The 17442-nt window shown below is 66.2% G+C and carries 18 protein-coding genes; 4 read left to right on the top strand and 14 right to left on the bottom strand.

Annotation, left to right across the window (positions count from 1 at the left end; genetic code table 11):
- Nucleotide 1: 1 nt before the first annotated feature.
- The 8 genes from BST28_RS08860 to BST28_RS08825 form a co-directional block, all read right to left on the bottom strand.
- The gene (locus tag BST28_RS08860) at nt 2-1246 is read right to left on the bottom strand and encodes an acyl-CoA dehydrogenase family protein (RefSeq protein ID WP_019737089.1); all 1245 of its coding nucleotides are present in this window, start codon (nt 1244-1246) and stop codon (nt 2-4) included.
- Entirely contained in the window at nt 1243-2385 is a 1143-nt protein-coding gene (locus tag BST28_RS08855; protein WP_019737088.1) for an acyl-CoA dehydrogenase family protein, read from the bottom strand. Before BST28_RS08855 ends, BST28_RS08860 begins: the two co-directional genes overlap by 4 nt.
- Nucleotides 2382-2912, bottom strand: coding sequence for a carboxymuconolactone decarboxylase family protein (locus BST28_RS08850; RefSeq protein ID WP_019737087.1), 531 nt, complete (start codon nt 2910-2912; stop codon nt 2382-2384). The genes BST28_RS08855 and BST28_RS08850 overlap by 4 nt, the downstream gene beginning before the upstream one ends.
- Nucleotides 2909-3754 (bottom strand): TauD/TfdA dioxygenase family protein, encoded by an 846-nt coding sequence (locus BST28_RS08845; protein WP_019737086.1) that lies wholly within the window; start codon nt 3752-3754, stop codon nt 2909-2911. The genes BST28_RS08850 and BST28_RS08845 overlap by 4 nt, the downstream gene beginning before the upstream one ends.
- Nucleotides 3755-3788: 34 nt before the next feature.
- Nucleotides 3789-4124: a hypothetical protein gene (locus BST28_RS08840; protein WP_019737085.1), complete on the bottom strand. Its 336-nt coding sequence runs from the start codon at nt 4122-4124 to the stop codon at nt 3789-3791.
- Nucleotides 4121-5353 (bottom strand): aromatic ring-hydroxylating dioxygenase subunit alpha, encoded by a 1233-nt coding sequence (locus tag BST28_RS08835; protein WP_420093433.1) that lies wholly within the window; start codon nt 5351-5353, stop codon nt 4121-4123. Before BST28_RS08835 ends, BST28_RS08840 begins: the two co-directional genes overlap by 4 nt.
- Nucleotides 5350-6108, bottom strand: coding sequence for an SDR family NAD(P)-dependent oxidoreductase (locus tag BST28_RS08830; protein WP_019737083.1), 759 nt, complete (start codon nt 6106-6108; stop codon nt 5350-5352). The genes BST28_RS08835 and BST28_RS08830 overlap by 4 nt, the downstream gene beginning before the upstream one ends.
- 114 nt (nt 6109-6222) lie before the next feature.
- On the bottom strand, nt 6223-6825 hold the full coding sequence (locus BST28_RS08825) for a TetR/AcrR family transcriptional regulator (protein ID WP_019737082.1): 603 nt from the start codon (nt 6823-6825) through the stop codon (nt 6223-6225).
- A 101-nt stretch (nt 6826-6926) separates the two neighbouring features.
- Between BST28_RS08825 and BST28_RS08820 the strand changes: the two genes are divergently transcribed.
- Genes BST28_RS08820 through BST28_RS08810 form a run of 3 tightly spaced genes read left to right on the top strand, consistent with a single transcriptional unit; the run spans nt 6927 to nt 10569 of the window.
- Complete coding sequence (locus BST28_RS08820; protein WP_019737081.1) at nt 6927-8075, top strand: spirocyclase AveC family protein; 1149 nt, start codon at nt 6927-6929, stop codon at nt 8073-8075.
- A gap of 5 nt (nt 8076-8080) precedes the next feature.
- Nucleotides 8081-8899, top strand: a complete 819-nt coding sequence (locus tag BST28_RS08815; protein ID WP_043336574.1) for a CbbQ/NirQ/NorQ/GpvN family protein — start codon at nt 8081-8083, stop codon at nt 8897-8899.
- Nucleotides 8896-10569: a nitric oxide reductase activation protein NorD gene (locus BST28_RS08810; protein ID WP_083080715.1), complete on the top strand. Its 1674-nt coding sequence runs from the start codon at nt 8896-8898 to the stop codon at nt 10567-10569. The genes BST28_RS08815 and BST28_RS08810 overlap by 4 nt, the downstream gene beginning before the upstream one ends.
- A gap of 9 nt (nt 10570-10578) precedes the next feature.
- Here the strand turns inward: BST28_RS08810 and BST28_RS08805 are convergent, their stop codons facing one another.
- The 6 genes from BST28_RS08805 to BST28_RS08780 all read right to left on the bottom strand — a co-directional run bounded on the left by BST28_RS08805 (nt 10579) and on the right by BST28_RS08780 (nt 15997).
- Nucleotides 10579-11031, bottom strand: coding sequence for a MarR family winged helix-turn-helix transcriptional regulator (locus tag BST28_RS08805; RefSeq protein ID WP_019737078.1), 453 nt, complete (start codon nt 11029-11031; stop codon nt 10579-10581).
- Nucleotides 11032-11044: 13 nt separating this feature from the next.
- Nucleotides 11045-12298, bottom strand: coding sequence for a metal-dependent hydrolase family protein (locus tag BST28_RS08800; RefSeq protein ID WP_083080712.1), 1254 nt, complete (start codon nt 12296-12298; stop codon nt 11045-11047).
- Nucleotides 12295-12624 (bottom strand): hypothetical protein, encoded by a 330-nt coding sequence (locus BST28_RS08795; protein ID WP_019737076.1) that lies wholly within the window; start codon nt 12622-12624, stop codon nt 12295-12297. The genes BST28_RS08800 and BST28_RS08795 overlap by 4 nt, the downstream gene beginning before the upstream one ends.
- A gap of 7 nt (nt 12625-12631) precedes the next feature.
- Entirely contained in the window at nt 12632-13897 is a 1266-nt protein-coding gene (locus BST28_RS08790) for an aromatic ring-hydroxylating oxygenase subunit alpha (RefSeq protein ID WP_083080709.1), read from the bottom strand.
- Nucleotides 13898-14032: 135 nt separating this feature from the next.
- A complete protein-coding gene (gene purF / locus BST28_RS08785; protein ID WP_065289636.1) occupies nt 14033-15550 on the bottom strand; it encodes an amidophosphoribosyltransferase in 1518 nt (505 codons plus the stop codon).
- Nucleotides 15551-15601: 51 nt separating this feature from the next.
- Nucleotides 15602-15997 carry a sterol carrier family protein gene (locus BST28_RS08780; protein WP_083080707.1) on the bottom strand — a complete coding sequence of 132 codons (396 nt, stop codon included), beginning with the start codon at nt 15995-15997 and terminating at the stop codon, nt 15602-15604.
- Nucleotides 15998-16909: 912 nt separating this feature from the next.
- Between BST28_RS08780 and BST28_RS08775 the strand changes: the two genes are divergently transcribed.
- The gene (locus tag BST28_RS08775) at nt 16910-17374 is read left to right on the top strand and encodes a PE-PPE domain-containing protein (RefSeq protein ID WP_207570067.1); all 465 of its coding nucleotides are present in this window, start codon (nt 16910-16912) and stop codon (nt 17372-17374) included.
- Nucleotides 17375-17442: the final 68 nt, after the last annotated feature.

Below are 17442 nucleotides of genomic sequence, written 5' to 3'. Positions count from 1 at the left end.
GTCAGGCCCTGTTGTGTCGGACCTGGTTGAACGGGACTCCCCGGTCCGCAGCGTATTCGCGGGGCAGACCGAGAACGCGCTCGGCGATGACATTGCGGGCCATCTCGTCGCTGCCGCCCCCCAGTGCCACCGTCTGGCGGGACAGATACCGTTTGCCGACTCTGAGCAGCTGCGCCTCGTCGTCGACGACGCCGAGCGGCCCGGCGACCTCGGCGGCGGTGTCGACCTCCAGGAAGGTCACGTCGGAGTGGAACAACCGGATCAGCGAGCCGGCGGCCGGCGGCAGCTCCCCCGTGCGCATGGCGCGCCCGACGTGGTCGACCAGACAGTCCCGCACCATCCGGCGGGCGAGCACCCGGCCGATCTTGTCCTGGGTCAGCGGATCCTCGGCGGTGCCGGCATCGACCGCCAGAGTGAGGAAGTCGCCGGCGGCCATCTCGGTGCGTTCGGGCCCGCGCCCGCTGGCGAACTCCGAGCCCTGCCCGACGGCGCGCCGCTCGTGGAACAACAGCCGGGAGGCGACGTCCCAGCCCTTGTTCACCTCGCCGACGACCGCGTCGTCGCCGAGGCGCAGGCCGTCGAAGAACTCTTCGCAGAACTCGTTGGAGCCGTCGACCTGTTCGATACGCCGCAGCGTGACCCCGGGCGCGCCGATCGGCATCAAGAACATCGTCAGGCCGTCGTGCTTGGGCACGGTCGAGTCGGTGCGGGCCAGCAGCAGCCCGTAGTCGGCGGCGAAGGCACTGGTACTCCAGGTCTTGGCCCCGCTGATCACCCAGCTGTCCCCATCCCGATCGGCGCGGGTGATCAGCCCCGCCAGGTCGGATCCCCCGCTGGGCTCCGAGAGCAGCTGCACCAGCACCTCCTCACCGCGCAGCGCGGCGTGGATGTGCCGGCGCTTCTGCTCCTCACTTCCGGTGTCGAGCAGGGTCGCGCAGCAGATGGTGAAGGTCGGGACGTTGAGGATCAAAGGCATCTCGTAGCCGTCGGATTCGACGTCGAAGGCCTTCTGATAGCGGATGTCCAAGCCGAGACCGCCGTATTCGCGCGGGAAGCAGATCCCGGCGAACCCGCCGTCGTAGAGGCGCCGCTGCAATTCACGGGCACGCTGCCAGGCGCCTTCGTCGTCGCGGCCGTTGCGGGGCGGGTGCTGCGGATCGAGTCGAGGCATGTTGGCGGCCAGCCAGTCGCGCGCCCGGGCGGCGAACTCCTCGACGGTGAACTCGGTGGCGATGGTCTGGCTCATGCGGCCGGCTCCGTTGTCCTCGCGGCCCGGACGATGGCCTGATGATGTTCGGCGGACGTGCCGAACAGGCCGGCATACAAGGTGATCCGCCGCAGGTAGACGTGCAGGTCATGCTCCCAGGTGACGCCGATACCGCCATGCAGCTGGACGCATTCCTGGACCAGTGGTCCGGCGTGTTCGGACAGATAGGATTTGGCGGCGCTGACCCACATCGCGGCTTCCGGGATGCGCGCGGCCACCTTGTCGACGGCTCCGGCGGTGACGGCGCGACCGGCATGCAGCCACATGGTCATGTCGGCGAGCCGGTGTTTGAGCGCCTGGTAGGACGCCAGCGGACGGCCGAAGCTGTACCGATTTCGGGTCCACTCGAGCGTCATGGCCAGCACGGCGTCCAGGATTCCCACGGTTTCGGCGCAGGTCAGGGCAATCGCGACCTGGGTCTGGCGGTCGATGAGCTGGGCAGTCTGTGCGGCGCTGCCCACGACCGCCGCCGCATCGACGTCGACATCGTCGAGCTCGATGCGCGCGTACTGCTTCACCAGGTCGATGCAGGCCTGCGGACGCACCGTCACGCCCGGGGCGTCGGTGCGGATCAGGAACTGCCGCAGGGCCCCGTCGCCGGTGCGGGCGCCGGCGAGGATCACGTCTGCCTGCGCACCGGCCTCGACTCGGTCCTTGACGCCGTTGAGCCGGTAGCCGGTACCGGTGGCGGTGGCGGTGACGCTGGGCTGGTGCGGCCGGAAGGCCCGGCCCGGTTCGTCCGCGGCCCAGGTCGCCACCTGCTCACCGGTGACCAGCGCCGCGATGGTCGCGGCGTGATCAGCGCGGTTGTCGGCGTCGACCAGGCCGGCCAGCACGGTGCTCACCGGGTACAGCGGCCCCGGCGCGACCGTGCGGCCGAGCGCTTCGGCGATCGCCGTGAGGTCGTGCAGACCACTGTCGGAGACGTTGCCCCCGCCGAGTTCCTCGGGCACCAGCAAGCCGGCCCAGCCGAGCTCCGCTGCCTGTTGCCACCATCCCGGGTCATAGGACCGGCCCTGGGCATGTAGCTCACGCTGCCCGCTCAGCGTCGCCGTCTTGTCGAGAAACGCACGCGCCGTGGCGACGAACAGCTCGCTCTCGGTGGACAAGTCGCTCATGTGGTCTCCTTCTGGACGCCAAAGGTGTTGACCGCCATGGCCAATAGGCAGTAGCCGCCGATGGTGAACACCAGGTCCATGCGTTGCTCTTCGGTGAAGTGGCGACTCAGCTCGTCCCACACTGCAGCAGAAATGGTCCGACTGTCGACCAGCTCGTCGGCGGCGTGCACCACGGCCGCATCGGATTCCCGGGCAGGCTGCCCGGAGCGGATGGTGGCGATCTCTTCGGCCGTCAGGCCCGCGCGTTCTGCGATCGGAAGGTGATGTGACCACAGGTAATCGCAATCGCTTTTCAGCACCGCCCGCAGCAGCGCGATTTCGCGGTCCCGCGGTGACAGTGTGGAACCGGTGAGCAGATAGGCGTTGAACGGCAGGTAGGCACGGGTCAGCGCAGGGTGGCGGACCAAAGCAGCCAGCACGTTGCCGGCGTCACGCGGGTTGGCCCGTTCCGCCGGCAGCAGCGAGCGCAACGCATCGCGCACCGTTTCGTCCCAGCGATCCGCCGGCAGCGGCTCCAGCCGGGTCACTGGATGGGCTCGTCACCGAGCACCGTGGTGCGCAGCATTTCCCGAGGGGAGTCCGGGTCGTAGGGGGCGGCGCGATGCAGCACCCCGCGGTTGTCCCAGATGACGGTGTCTCCCACTGACCACTTGTGCCGATAGACGTTGTCGGCGACCGTGGCGCGCTCGAGCAGTTCGGCCAGCAGCGCGCGGCCGTCATCGAGATCCATGCCGACGACGTAGTCGGCGGAGGCGCCCAGTACCAGCGACTTTCGGCCGGTGCGGTGCGTCCACACCAGGGGATGTTCGTGGGTGGGTCGAGCCCGCCACCTCGCCAGCTCTTCCGGAGTCGGGTCGGGCGTGACCCGGCGCTGGGAGGCTTCCAGCGAGTGCACGACCCGCAGGGAGCCGAAGCGCTGCTTCTCGTCGTCGGTGAGTGCGTCGTAGGCGGCATAGGCGTTGGCGAATTCGGTCTCGCCGCCTCGCTCGGCCACCTGCACCGCTGAGAGCACGGTGGCCTTCTGCGGGCACTCGTCACCCGTCGGCGTGCAGCCGTCGATATGCCAGTCGAAGGTGGCGCGCAGGTAGCTCGCGGCGGAGTTCTTGGCGGTGTTCAACGTGATCGGATAGATGCCGGCGACCTCGTGGTGGCCGTCCGAGGAGAAGTCGACGCTGCCGAGCCGACCACAGAACGCGACCTGATCCCGGGGCTCGAGCTGCAGATCGCGGAAGACCAGGACCCCGTTGTCCTCCAGCGCCTCGAGCACCGCAGCGCCGAGATGATCGTCGTCGACCAGCCGTTCCGGCTCGACGCCGCGGACCTCGGCGCCGACCGAGGAGGTGAGCTTGTTGACGGTGAGCAGACTCATCGGCTGCGTCCTTTCGGCGATGGGTTTCCGGTGATCACGGGACGGGCCAGCCGGTTCGGATCATGACGGCGTCGGCGGCGTCGACGGGCGCGGGCTGGCCCATGATCTCCACCGCCATCGCCACCATGACCAGCGAATAGATCAGGTGCAGCAGGTTGAGTGCGTCCTCGGGGATCTCGTCCAGGGCGAACTTGTCGCAGTAGTCGATCGCCTCCTCCAACCGCGGGAAGAACGCGTCGTAAAAGGCCCGTAGTTCAGGAATGGTGCTGGCCAGACGCTGGTTGAAGCGTTCGGTTTCGGTTGGCAGACACCAGGTTTCGGCAAATCTTTCCAGTTCGGCGAAGGCGCTCGGCAGGCGCGGGGCGCTCATCGTACTGCTCCCGCTCCGGTGTGCTCACGCCGGTATTCGTCCACCCAGTCGCCGACCACCTTGTGCAGGTGCCGGACCAGGATCTCCTGATCGTTGAGCGGAAAGTCGTCGACGATGCCGTATTCCAGCGCCGCTTGGGTTCCGCCGAGCATTCCGGCGTCTTGCAGTGCGAACTCCTTGAGCACCACGGCCGCAACTTCGTGCTCGACGCGCTCGCGCACGCTACTGGCCGGATGAAAGTAGGTGTGGGCCTCGAAGCGGTGGGTGTTGTGCGAAGTGGGCCAGTACCGGTACAGCAGATACCAACCGCCGTAGATGAGGATCTCGGTGTTGGGGAAGATCTGGAAATTGCTGATCCCCCACGGCTCGATGCCGCCCGGGTTCACCCCGTCCGGAATGTCGCCGATATCGGGGGTCTGCCAGGGGCCGACCAGCCCGCTGCGGGTCGCCCGCTCGATCGGGTACATGTATTCCGGAGGCAGCAGCCACCGGCGCCGGCCGGCGGTCGACACCAACCGGTGCGGCCCGTCGAGCTGGAAGTGACCGCAGGTGAAGCCGGCGTCGGGGACGCGCACCGCAGCGGGCACCTGCTGCGAATGCAGTGCCGGCACATGGTAGTACTCCTGGAACGCGTCGGCGAAGATCTTCCAGTTGCTGTTGTTGTGCGCCACCCAGTCGTAGCGTTCGGTGAGTTTCCCGAACGGGTAGTCGTCGAGAGCGGCGATCATGGGCCCGAGGAATTCGCGCAGGGCTTGGCGCGGTTGGGCATCGAAGTTGATGAAGATGAAGCCGTTCCAGATGTCGCAGTGCACGCCGATCAGGTGCGGGTCCGCACCGTCGAATCCGTGGCTGTGGCGGCAGCGTTTGCAGGTGAACTCCTGACATTGCCCGGCGGTCTCTCGATCCGGAAAGTCGTGCCAGACCAGCTTCGTGCCGCATCGGGGGCAGATGTTGTGAAACGCCCGGATCCCCTGGTCTGCGCAGACCACAATGACCGACGCCCGGGCGACTTCGATCTCCTTGGTGGCGTAGCTCCCGTGGTCGGGCACCTCCTCGACACGGCCGATGTTGAGCCAGGCGCGCTTGAACACCGCCTCGCGCTCGACCTCGTAGAACTCCGGTGACGTGGAATCGGTGAACGAGATCGGGCCGGTGCCCAGATCCGGGTAGTGTTCGGTCCACGAACCCTCCGCGGGCCTGCCCGATCGCGCTGAAATAGGCTCTGTCACAACACCGCTCCTCCATTGACTCCGAGCACCTGACCCGTGATGAAGCCGGCTTCCTCCGAACACAGGAATCCGACCGCCGCGGCGATGTCGGCCCCGGTGCCCAGCCGGCCCAGCGGGATGTTGGCTGCTATCTGTTCGTTGGACGGCAGGTAGCCGGCCGCCTGCGACTGGTGCTGCATGGGCGTCTCGATACCCGAGGGCGGGATGTTGTTGACCGTGATGCCGTGAACGGCGTACTCGCGGGCCAGCGACTTGGTCAGCGTGATCACCCCACCCTTGGATGCCGCATAGTGGGCGGCGAACGGCGATCCACGCTGGGCGCTGGACGAGGAGATCATCACGATTCGGCCCCACCCCGCGGAGACCATGTCCGGCAGTGCGGCCTGGCAGCAGTGGAAGGTGCCGGTCAGGTTGACATCGATGATCCGCGCCCACGCTTCGGGGGTGATGTCAGCGAAGGCGGAATAGCCGAACAAGCCGGCGCTGGTGACCAGGACGGTGGTCGGCCCGAGCTCGCTGCGCACCTTGGCGAACGCCGAGTCGACGGCGGATCGATCGGTGACGTCGGCGGCGATCCCGAGCGCAACCATTCCCTGGCCGCGCAGATCCTCGGCAACCCGCTGCGCGGCTTGGTCATTGACGTCCAGGACGGCGACCTGGTGCCCGCGTCGGCCCAGCTCGTGACAGGTGGCCTCGCCCATTCCCGAGGCCCCGCCGGTGACCACGGCGACCCGCGGCGACACCACTGTGGTCATTGCATCCCCTTCGGCGCCTTTCGGCGCATCACAACCCCGGACTGCATCGTGAGCGATATTATCAAGTACTTGTCATTAATCTCAAGTGCTGAACATCGGCCGAAGTGACGCGGCTCAGGGCAGCTTGATCATCGAGACGTACATCGCGACGACCGGCCGGTAGAGATCGATGTCGTCGAGTTGGCTGGCCAACACGGCCGAGTCGCTGGTGGCGACGAGAACCTGGGCCAGTGTCAGTGCCGGGATCAGCAGGGTCCCGCCGAGGCGTTCGACGCCCTCGACGATGAACTTCGCCAACTGCTCGACGACCTCGGCGCGTTTGGCGGCGACCCGCTCGCGCGCGTCGGGGTTGCGCAGCAGATACAGCGCGAACTCGTGTCCGAGCGCGGCGTGCTCCGCGCCGTGGTCCTGGCTCAGTTGACGCCAACGCTCGGCGATCTCGTCGAGTTCACGCTCCCCGATCTGGCTCGTCTTCGTCATCACCTCGGCGAAGTTGTCGAAATAACGCCGCCAATACCGGTCGTTGACGGCCAGGAAGAGCTCCTCCTTGCCGGCGAAGTGCTTGTAGATGGCCCCCTTCGTGTAGCCGGCGGCCTGGGCAATGTCATCGAGAGTCGCTGTGGTGAAACCTTTTTCGGCGAACACTTCCTCGGCGGCATCCAGCAGCAGTGAACGGGTGTGCGCCAGTCTCCGCTCCCGGGTCCACCGCTCCACCATGGTCGGGATTATTCCACAAGAATCTGCGATACCTCTTGGCAGCTGAGATACCAATGAGTATATTTCGACGCACTGCGCCACCGGGGAAGGGAAACCGCAACATGGCTAGCGGCGTGTCGAGTCAGAAGAACGTGGTCGCCGAGCAGGAATCGTCCGGCCGTCAAGGCGGCGGGGCCATCCGGATCTGGGCGGCCGTCGGCGGGGCCCTGCTGGCGCTACAGCTGTATGTGTGGGCGCGCTGGATCACCGGCCCGTTCTTCGAACGGGTGCCCAGCGGGCCGAACGATCCGCCGATGTACATGAAGGTGCCCCTGATGGCCAACGCCGTCATCCTCTGGGTCGGCCTGCCGGTTGCGATCTGGTGGTTCTTCATCCGGCCCTGGCGGCGCGAGCGCCGAATCACGCTGGACGGCATGCTCTTTTTATCGATGGGCCTGATGTTCTTTCAGGATCCGCTGCTCAACTACTTCAACACCTGGTGCACCTACAACACCTGGCTGTTCAACCGGGGTTCGTGGACGTCGCACATTCCCGGCTGGGCCTCCCCCGAGGAACCCGGCCGCCAGGTCGCCGAGCCGTTGTTGACCAACGCGCCGGGCTACGCGTGGGGCGTGCTGATGATCACGATCGCCGGATGCTGGATCATGCGGAAGATCAAGGCGCGCTGGCCGGGCATCAGCAATCTTCGCCTGATCGCCGTCACCTACGCGATCTCGTTCGTCTTCGACTTCGTGATGGAGGGATTGGTCCTCCTGCCGATCGGGCTGTACACCTATCCCGGCGCCATCCGCTCCGTGTCGATCAACGCCGACACCTACTACCAGTGGCCGGTGTACGAGGGCCTCATGTGGGGAGCGGTGCAGGCGGCACTGTGCTGTCTGCGTTACTTCACCGACGACCGCGGCCGCACCCTCGTCGAGCGCGGACTCGACGGCATACGTGGGGGATTTGCCCGCCAGCAGTTCACCCGGTTCCTGGCGATCTTCGCCGGGGTCAGTGCGTGCTTCTTCGTCTTCTACATGGGTCCGGTGCAATGGATCGCCATGCACGCCGACCCGTGGCCGGAAGACCATCAGAAGCGCTCCTACTTCACCGGCGGCATCTGCGGTGAGGGCACCGACAAGCCATGCCCGCATCCCGCTCTGCCGATGCCGTCCAATCGCTCGGGCTACATCAACGTCGATGGCCAGCTGGTGATGCCCGAAGGTGTTGGCGTACCGCCTATCGTGCCCTTCGAACGCGGGAACTAGAGGTGCTGACCAACAACCATCGCCCAACGGTCGAAAGTCATTCCGGGGAGCCGTTTTACCGCGGTGTCGGTGATGAGGTGGAAGTCTTTCGGGCCGCCGCGGCCCGTGGGCTGCCCGTGTTGTTGAAGGGCCCCACCGGATGCGGGAAGACCCGATTCGTCGAAGCCATGGCCCATCGGCTGGGCCGCGACCTGATCACCGTCGCCGGCCATGAGGACATGACATCGGCGGATCTGGTGGGCCGGTTCCTGCTCAAAGGGTCAGAGACGGTCTGGGTGGACGGGCCGTTGACCCGGGCCGTACGCGAAGGAGCCATCTTCTATCTGGACGAGGTGGTGGAGGCACGCCAGGACACCACCGTGGTCATCCACCCGCTCGCTGATCACCGCCGCGAGCTCCCGATCGATCGCCTCGGCACGACAATCCCCGCGGCACAGGGGTTTCAGCTGGTGATCTCCTATAACCCCGGGTACCAGAGCGTGCTGAAGAACCTCAAGGAGTCGACTCGCCAGCGGTTCGTCGCTATCGAGCTCGGCTTCCCGCCCGCCGAGACCGAGATCGAGATCGTCGCGCACGAAGCCGGTGTCGATGCCGCGACGGCACGTGCGCTGGTCACCCTCGGCAACGCCATCCGGAACCTGGACGGCTCACCGCTGCGGGAAGGCTCCTCCACCCGGATGCTGATCCTGGCCGGCGGACTGGTCGCCGAAGGACTCGGCCTGCGAAGTGCGGTACAGGCGGCCATCGTCGAAATCCTCTCCGACGACGCCGACGTCATCCGCGCACTCGGTGAACTCGTCGACGCTGTTCTCCCCTCGATGTGACCGAAACCCCCGACCGCCTCAGGTTCATCGCCAGCTACGTCGCGGGCCGGGCGCTCGACGTCTCGCAGTCGCCCGCGGGCGAGGCCGCCTATACCAACGGCCGCGCCGTCTTCGTGTCGGCGGAGGCCGGCTTGGCGACGCAGCGCCGCGAGATGCTCGTCCAAAGCGCTCTGCTCGGCGCCGGGAGCCTGGATCCACGGCTGGTGAAGGCATTACGGGCGCGCCCGACGGTGGCCCGGCGTTATCTGGCGCTCGAAGGCGACCGGGTACTGGCCGAACTGGCTACCCGGCTTCCGCTCGCGGCCACGCTTCGCCCGGCGGTGCCGCCGCGTACCGCCTCTGCCGACGAATCTCTTCGGGCGGCCAGGAGCCGGGCCGACGTCGCCGATCCCCCGGATTGGTTCGGTGTCATCAGGCCCGCGCGGCTGTTGGGGGATTCCGTCGCCGCCGGGGGGAAGGCCACCGATGCGGATCTGCGCTTGCAACTCAACGTCACCGAGACGCAGGAGGACCACGACGACGATGACGGAGAAGGGGCGGGCGACAGCAAGATACTCAAGCTCTTCGACAATCCGGTCTTCAATTCGCCGGCCCTCTCTGATTTTCTGCGAAGGCTGCTCGGCGGTTCGCGTTCCGCCGGGGACAGCAACTCCGGCGGAGAGATGCCGGTTCGCACCCTGCGGCGCACGCACACGGTGGGTGCGAATGCCCGGCCCCTGCCCACGCGGATCCGATTCAGCGACGACGGAAGGCCGGCCGCGACGGTAGGGGTCGGCGGCGCCTGGTATCCCGAGTGGGACGTCTTCAACAACCGGTACCGGCCCGACTGGTGCCGAGTCGTCGATTTCCCGCTCACCGCCCCCGCCGACGTGTCCGGTGCCGGCGTGATACCCGACGACGTACTGCGGCAGCGCCTGTCACGCGTCGGGCTGGGGCCCAAGGCGTTACGTGCTCGCGCCGACGGGGACGAGCTCGACCTCGAGGCTCTCATCGATTTGTTCGTCGACTTGCGGTCAGGCTTTTCGCCACCGGAACACGTCTACACCGAACGCCGGAAACTGGCGCGCAATCTCGGCGTCCTGATCTTGCTGGATGCTTCGGGGTCGGCGACCGATACCGATCCGGGCGGCCTCGCGGTACACGACCATCAGCGACGGGCCGCGGCCACCCTTGCCGTCACCCTCGAAGAGCTCGGTGATCGGGTGGCCGTGTACGGGTTTCGGTCCCAGGGCCGTCACTGCGTTGAGCTGCCGGCGATCAAGACGTTCGGACAACGCTTCGGTGCCGTCGGGCGAGGCCGGCTCAACGGGCTGCAGCCGTCGGGCTACACCCGGCTCGGCGCCGGAATCCGCGGCGCGGGCCAGATTCTCAAGACCGAGGCCGGCACACCGAACCGGTTGCTGCTCGTGCTGTCGGATGGCTTCCCCTACGACGTCGGCTACGAAGGCCGTTACGCCGAAGCCGACGTCGGCAAGGCCATCGAAGAACTCCGTGCAGACGGCCTCGCCTGTCTCTGCCTCACTATCGGCGCCGCCGAGCAGCCCGAACGAGTCTTCGGCTCGGCCAGCCATGCCGGCGCCATGACGCTGACCGAGCTGAGCCCACGGATGGACGAGTTGTTCTCGGCGGCCCTGGCCGAGCTCGCCGTGCCCAAACCGGGGCCGCGATGAGGGTCGCGGTCAGGGCTCCACGTGGTCGGCGAACAGGGTGTGGCCGGTGCCCTGCTCGACAACCCGGGTCAGCAGGGCGCGCAGCGTCTCCTGCTCGTCCGGGGTCAGCACACCGAACACCTGGTCGTGCGCGGCGATCGCGTCGGCGACGACCTCCGAGGCGACCGAACGCCCCTCATCGGTGAGATACGCCCTCAGGATGCGCCCGTGCCGCGGATCGGGCTTACGCTCCACCAGGCCGCGGCCCTCCAGGGCACTGAGCGCCAGCTGCACACCCTGCGGGGTGATCAGCAACCGGCGGGCCAGCTCGGCGCCGGACAGGCCGGGCTCGCCGGCGAGCTGGCGTAACAACCCGATCTGCGCGGTGCTCACGCCGTAATCGCTGATCGCCTCGTTCACGGTGGTCAGCGAGTAGTAGAAGGCCTGCTTGAGCAGCCACAGGGTGTTGCGGGTGAGATCCATGTCCTGCTTCCCGTCAGCTGCGCTTGTAGACTCGGCCGTCTTTCATGACAAACCGCACGTCGGCGGTGGTGCCGATGTCCCGGGTCGGGTCATTCGGCACCGCGATGATATCGGCGCAGTAACCCGGTGCCAGTCGGCCCAGTTCGTCCCCGGCGTCGATGAGCTCGGCGCTGGTGGTGGTGGCCGCGCGCAGTGCCTGCAGCGGTGTCATGCCGCGCGCCACCAGGGCGACCAGTTCCTTGGCGTTCTGACCGTGCGGAATGGCCGGTGCGTCGGTGCCGCAGGCGATGCGCACGCCTGCCTCGATCGCCCGGGGCAACATGGCTTTGGCCCGCGGAAACACTTCGGCGGCTTTCTTACGCAGCTCGGGAGCGATCCGGTCGACCGCCATGGCGTCGGTCAAGTAGGTGGTGGAGACCAGGAACGTACCGTGCTCCACCATCATCTCCAACGTGGCGTCGCTGGCCAGGAAGCCATGCTCGATGCAGTCGATGCCGGCCCGGATGCACGCCCGGATCGCACTGTCGCCGATGGCGTGCGCGGCCACCCGCCTCCCGGCGCGGTGCGCCTCGTCGGCGATCGCAGCGAGCTCGGCATCGGAGTACTGCTGGGCTCCCGGGGACGTGCTGTGTGACATCACCCCGCCGGAGGCCGACACCTTGATCAGCTTGGCGCCGTGGCGGATCTGGTAGCGCACGCAGGCGGTTACGTCGGGCACGCCGTTGGCGATGCCCTCGGCGACCGACAGTGGCATGACCCCCGGCGCGAGCCGTTGGAAGACCGTCGGATCCAGGTGGCCGCCGTAGGGGGTGACGGCGTGGCCGGCCGGATAGATCCGGGGACCGGCGTGCCAGCCCTGGTCGATAGCGCGCTGCAGAGCGACATCGAGCAGATAGCCGCCCGTCTTGACCATCAGCCCGAGGTTGCGCACGGTGGTGAACCCGGCTTCCAGGGTGGTCCGCGCATTGACCGCGGCCCGCAGCGTGCGGTAGGCCGGATCATCCTGCACGCCGTGCATCGGCGTGGGTAGGCCGTCCGGGTTGCCCGGCCCGCCGATGAGCAGGTTGAGTTCCATGTCCATCAGGCCCGGCAGCAGCGTGACGTCGCCGAGGTCGATCTCTTCGGCGAAATCCTCAACCGGTGCTTCGGGATTGATCGTCGTGATGCGACCGTCCTCGATCACCACCACCGCCGGCGAACGCACCACCCCGGCATCGATGTCGAGCCATCGGGCAGCCCGCAGGACCGTGACCCCGGTTTCGCTCACGGGAAAGGCTCGGAGACACACTCGATCACCGCGGCGCCGGCGTCGGGAACTCGCGGCTGCTTCCAGGATTCGGCCGGAAACGCCACCGTGATCATGGAATAGAGCAGGTGCATCAGGTTCAGCACATCCTCGGGCAGGTCATCCAGGCTGAACTTGTCGCAATAGGCCAGCGCGTCTTCGGCGCGCGCCGTGATGGCGTCGTAGAACGCCTGCATGTCCGCCATGGAACTGTCCATCCGCTTGGCGTAGCGCTCCGGTTCGGAGCCCAGACACCAGTCGTTGAACGGCTCGAGATCGGCGAATTCCTTGGGCAGCATGGTCGTCATCGCCAACTCACACCTTCGCGCTCGCGTGCTCGTATTCGGCTATCCACGCGGCAGTTTGAGCGTGGAAATGCCGGATCAGCACCTCCTGGTCGTTGAGCAGAAAGCGGTCCACGACACCGGTGCCGAGCATGGTGTGCGTCGCCTCCAGGGTGCTGGCGTCCTGCAATCCGTACTCTTTGAACGAAACCGCCGCGAGCTCCTGGGCGACCCGTTCGCGGGGGGTGCGCGGCTGCGGAAAGTACAGGGTGCCTTCGAAAATGTGCGATTCGTGCGACGTCGGCCAGTAGTGGTAGGTCAAATACCAGCCCTGGCCCCAGAACAGGATCGTGAAGTTGGGGAAGATCTGAAATGAATCCAGGCCCCACGGATCGCATTTCGCCGGGTTGAGGCCCTCGGGGACCGGGCCGATGTCCGGTGGGTCCCAGGGGCCGAACAATCCGCTCTGGCAGATGTTCTCGATGGGCTTGCGCATCTCTTCTGACATCTCCCAGGCCCGGACTCCCGAGGTGCTCACCAACCGGTGCGGTCCTTCGAGACGGTAGTGCGGCGCTTCGAAGCCTGCCTCCTCGGCCGCCACCCGGTAGGCCGTGGGCGTCTGGTTTCCGTGCAGTATCGGCGCATGGTAGAACTCCTGAAACGCGTCCAGGAACAGCTTCCAGTTGGAATTGACGACTGAACGGTACTGCCACCGCGACGTCATCTTGCCGAACGGGTAACCGTCCAGCGCCGTCACCATCGGTCCAAGGAATTCGCGCAGCGATTGTTCGGGCTCCCGTGCGAAGTTGACGAAGATGAAGCCCTCCCAGACTTCACAGTGCACGCCGACCAGGCCGTAGCGGCTCTTGTCCAGGTCGAAGAACTCCTCCTCCTGCTGCACATAGGTCAGGTCGCCGTCGAGGTTGTAGCGCCAGCCGTGGTATTTGCAGGTGAACTGACGGCAGTTCCCGCTGGTCTCCTCCAGCGGCATGGTGTCCCACACCAGCTTGTTGCCGCGATGCCGACAGACGTTGTGAAAGGCCTTGACCTCGTCAGATGTCGTGCGCACCACGATGATCGAGGTGTTGACGACCTTGAGTTCCTTGGTGTAATAGCTTCCTTTGCGCGGAAGCTGTTCCACCCGACCGACATTCAGCCAGGCGCGCTTGAAGATCGCCGCCCGCTCCTTCTCGTAGACCTCCGGGGTGACGGAATCGCGGTACGACACCGGTTCGGTACCGAGTTCGGGATAGTGCTGGGTCCAACTGCCCTCGGGCGGCTTGGGGAAACGCGCCACAACCACTCCTGTCCTAACCGTCTCAGGTCACGAGCCTTGATGGCGCCGACGCTATCGAGTGCCCGATCCAATGTCAAGTAGTTGATACATTGTTGGGGCATCGCCGTTGGGGGGCTTGCGGGAGACCGGGTTTGGTTACGGCTGGATCAGCGCCGGGTCGTTGTCGCTCTCGGCCTGCAATGCGGTGGTGGCCAGCATCTGCTCGACGACATTCTTGCCCAGGGCGCTGTCGCCGGGCAGCTCGATCGGATAGTTGCCGTCGAAGCAGGCGCTGCACAGTCGCGACTTGGGCTGCTCGGTTGCCGCGATCATGTCCTCCAGCCCGACGTAACCCAGGCTGTCCGCTCCGATGGTGCGCCGTACCGCCTCGAGCATCTCGGCCTCGTCCTCGACCACGTTGGCGATCAGTTCGGCGGGCGAGGCGAAGTCGATGCCGTAGAAGCACGGCCACTTCACCGGAGGCGAGGCGATCCGCACGTGCACCTCGATGGCGCCGGCCTCCCGCAGCATCCGCACCAGCGCCCGCTGGGTGTTGCCCCGCACGATCGAGTCGTCGACCACGATCAGCCGCTTGCCGCGGATGATCTCGCGCAGCGGGTTGAGTTTGAGCCGGATGCCCAGCTGGCGGATGGTCTGCGACGGCTGGATGAACGTCCGCCCGACGTAGGCGTTCTTGGTCAGGCCCTGCCCGTAGTCGATGCCGGACTCCTGGGCGTACCCCACCGCGGCGGGGGTCCCGGACTCCGGTACCCCGATCACCAGGTCGGCGTCGACGGGATGCTGGCGCGCCAGCCGCCGGCCGATCTCCACCCGGGTGGCGTGCACCGACCTGCCGCCGATGGTGCTGTCCGGCCGGGCTAGGTAGACGTACTCGAAGACGCAGCCCTTGGGGGTGGGGTTGGCGAACCGGGTGGAGCGCACCCCGTCTGCATCGATGGCCAGCAGCTCACCGGGCTCGATGTCCCGGACGAATGATGCGCCGACGATGTCCAGTGCGGCGGTTTCCGACGCCACCACCCAACCGCGGTCCAGCCGCCCCAGCGACAGCGGCCGCACCCCCCACGGGTCCCGGGCCGCATACAGGGTGTTCTCGTCCATGAACGTCAGACAGAAGGCACCGCGCGCGGTCGGCAGCAGCTCCAGCGCCGCCTGCTCGAGGGTGATGTCGGCGGCCCCGTGCGCCAGCAGCGCGCCCAGAATGTCGGAGTCGGTGGTGGCCACGCCGGGGCGACGGGTGTCGATCAGGCCCAGTTCGCGGGCGCGACCGGCCAGCTCGGTGGTGTTGACCAGGTTGCCGTTGTGACCCAGCGCCACCCCGGTGCCGGCCGCGGTGTTGCGGAACACCGGCTGGGCGTTCTCCCAGGTGGTGTCGCCGGTGGTCGAGTAGCGGCAGTGCCCGATCGCCACGTGCCCGGCCATCGCCGCCAGCGTCTGCTCCTCGAACACCTGGCTGACCAAGCCGAGATCCTTGAACACCAGGACCTGGGAGCCATCGCCGACCGCGATGCCCGCGGCCTCCTGACCGCGGTGCTGCAGCGCATACAGGCCGTAATATGTGAGCTTCGCTACTTCTTCGCCGGGCGCCCAGACACCGAATACACCGCATTCTTCACGGGGCGGATTGTCAGGGTCTTCCACCTGCTGGCCAAGCACGTTGTGTCTGCTCCCTGGGGGCGCGCGTAGATGACAGCGTCCAGTCTACGGTCAATTTGCGCCGAGTTTCACCAACGGCAGCCATTCGGCGATCTCAGCTGCTCGTGCACCCGATAGCCGCAGCTTTCCGGCCGCGGTCGCCGCGCTGGTCTCCAGCAGCCCAGCGGCCAGCAGCAGCCAGCTGCGCGGATCGGTCTCGACCACGTTGGGCGGGGTGCCGCGTGTGTGCCGCGGTCCGGCGATGCACTGCACCGCGACAAACGGCGGGATCCGCACCTCGACGCTGGCACCGGGGGCCAACTCGGCCAGGGTGCGCGCGGTCAGACGGACCGCGGCCGCCAGCTCGGCGCGGTCGGGGGCGGGCACAGTGTCGTCGTGCAGCCACGCCGCGAGCGCCAGCACAGCGGTTCGGGCCTGCACGGGATCGACGCGAGGGCGGGCGGCCATGCCTTAAGCGTCGCAGAACCCTGATAATCGAGCGCGCGCCGTTACCTACGCGGCGACGGCGACGCCCCTCAGGGCTACCCACCGCCGAGGGCAATGGCGCCAACACCACCCTGGACGCCGTCGGCGACCTTGCCGTCGGCACCGCCGTCACCGAACCACAATCCACCGTTGCCCCCGGCAGCCTGCACCAACGCCCCGCCACCGGATCCCCAGCACGGTTGCCGATCGGATCCGACCTAAACACTCTCCGCCCCAATGGATTCAACATGCTGCTGTTCACCGGGAGAACCGAATCGCTGGTGATCCAGTCCTGCCGTACGGCGCCCATCGGCATTTGGCGAAGAACCTCAACGAGTCGTTGGCGTGATCGCTCCGCGGGACTTGAACGATCATTCAGTGAACGACGGCAGGCTCAACGTCGACAAATCCATACCTGCGTCAGTGGCATATCCGGCCTTAATGCCTCACCCTGACAGAAGTTGCCGCCAGGCATCCTCGATCGCCGACGACGAATATGCAAACGCCGTTTTCGTGTGACGACACCGGTACCGCAGGACAACACCGGAAGAATCGGGTACTTTACATTTCCAGCCGAATCGTCGTAACAGCTATATCAACAGAAGCAGATACCCGACATGCATCTAACGTACTGACAAAGATACTAACGTAGATAAAGAAACTTATGTAGTCGGCCAATGCATTATACATTCATCCTGAACTCTCGATCGAGTTCCTAGAACACCTGTAGTAATAGTTATCCACTTCCTTACCGTAGTCGCGGCAGGGAACAGTCAATTTTAAACAAACCTACGGAGGGCAGTAGTGATTACCGGGCGCCCGTTCAGCATGCTAGGGATTCCACTGTTGGCGTGCGCTACCATATCGATATTGGGGCCCGCCCCGGCTCCATCTTTGGCGTTTTCATCCGGGGAGAAAACGCTGGCACATTCCGTGATACCGCAGTCCTATGAGGCGTGGATCATCGGCGGCAGCGGCACCCCGATACCAGACCAGGAATACCTGGATGCCGCATTTGGCAAATACCTCGCCCTGAACGGCTACGGAGGCTACCGCCCGAACGCGCTCTTTACCCCGGAGGGGTTGTATCCGACGACCGCCATCAGAGACTTGCCGTTCGCTACGTCGGTGGCCCGAGGCGTCGCCATCTTGAACGACACCATCACGCAGCAAATGGACAGTGGTAACAACATCGTCGTCTTGGGCTACTCGCAAAGCGCCGCGATAGCCTCGCTGGAAATGCGGAATCTAGCGGCGCTAGATCCTGATGCGCCAAGCGCCGACCAATTGGCATTCGTGCTACTCGCCGACCCAATGAATCCCAACGGCGGCCTGCTAGAGCGCTTTGCTGGCTCTTGAATTTTAAACGGGCAGTTGTGATTTCGCTCTCATAGGGCGTGTCGTTGCATGGGAGGCCCTTGGTCTTC

The organism is Mycolicibacter kumamotonensis (assembly GCF_002086285.1).
Taxonomy (GTDB): Bacteria; Actinomycetota; Actinomycetes; order Mycobacteriales; family Mycobacteriaceae; genus Mycobacterium; species Mycobacterium kumamotonense.
The sequence above is the reverse complement of the archived record's forward strand: the minus strand, read 5'-3'. Positions and strand labels throughout refer to the sequence as shown.

Excerpts from the sequence above, each read along its gene's own strand:
- BST28_RS08860 (WP_019737089.1), bottom strand. The coding sequence starts at position 1,246 with ATGAGCCAGACCATCGCCACCGAGTTCACCGTCGAGGAGTTCGCCGCC.
- BST28_RS08855 (WP_019737088.1), bottom strand. The coding sequence starts at position 2,385 with ATGAGCGACTTGTCCACCGAGAGCGAGCTGTTCGTCGCCACGGCGCGT.
- BST28_RS08845 (WP_019737086.1), bottom strand. The coding sequence starts at position 3,754 with ATGAGTCTGCTCACCGTCAACAAGCTCACCTCCTCGGTCGGCGCCGAG.
- BST28_RS08840 (WP_019737085.1), bottom strand. The coding sequence starts at position 4,124 with ATGAGCGCCCCGCGCCTGCCGAGCGCCTTCGCCGAACTGGAAAGATTT.
- BST28_RS08830 (WP_019737083.1), bottom strand. The coding sequence starts at position 6,108 with ATGACCACAGTGGTGTCGCCGCGGGTCGCCGTGGTCACCGGCGGGGCC.
- BST28_RS08825 (WP_019737082.1), bottom strand. The coding sequence starts at position 6,825 with ATGGTGGAGCGGTGGACCCGGGAGCGGAGACTGGCGCACACCCGTTCA.
- BST28_RS08820 (WP_019737081.1), top strand. The coding sequence starts at position 6,927 with ATGGCTAGCGGCGTGTCGAGTCAGAAGAACGTGGTCGCCGAGCAGGAA.
- BST28_RS08805 (WP_019737078.1), bottom strand. The coding sequence starts at position 11,031 with ATGGATCTCACCCGCAACACCCTGTGGCTGCTCAAGCAGGCCTTCTAC.
- BST28_RS08795 (WP_019737076.1), bottom strand. The coding sequence starts at position 12,624 with ATGACGACCATGCTGCCCAAGGAATTCGCCGATCTCGAGCCGTTCAAC.
- BST28_RS08780 (WP_083080707.1), bottom strand. The coding sequence starts at position 15,997 with ATGGCCGCCCGCCCTCGCGTCGATCCCGTGCAGGCCCGAACCGCTGTG.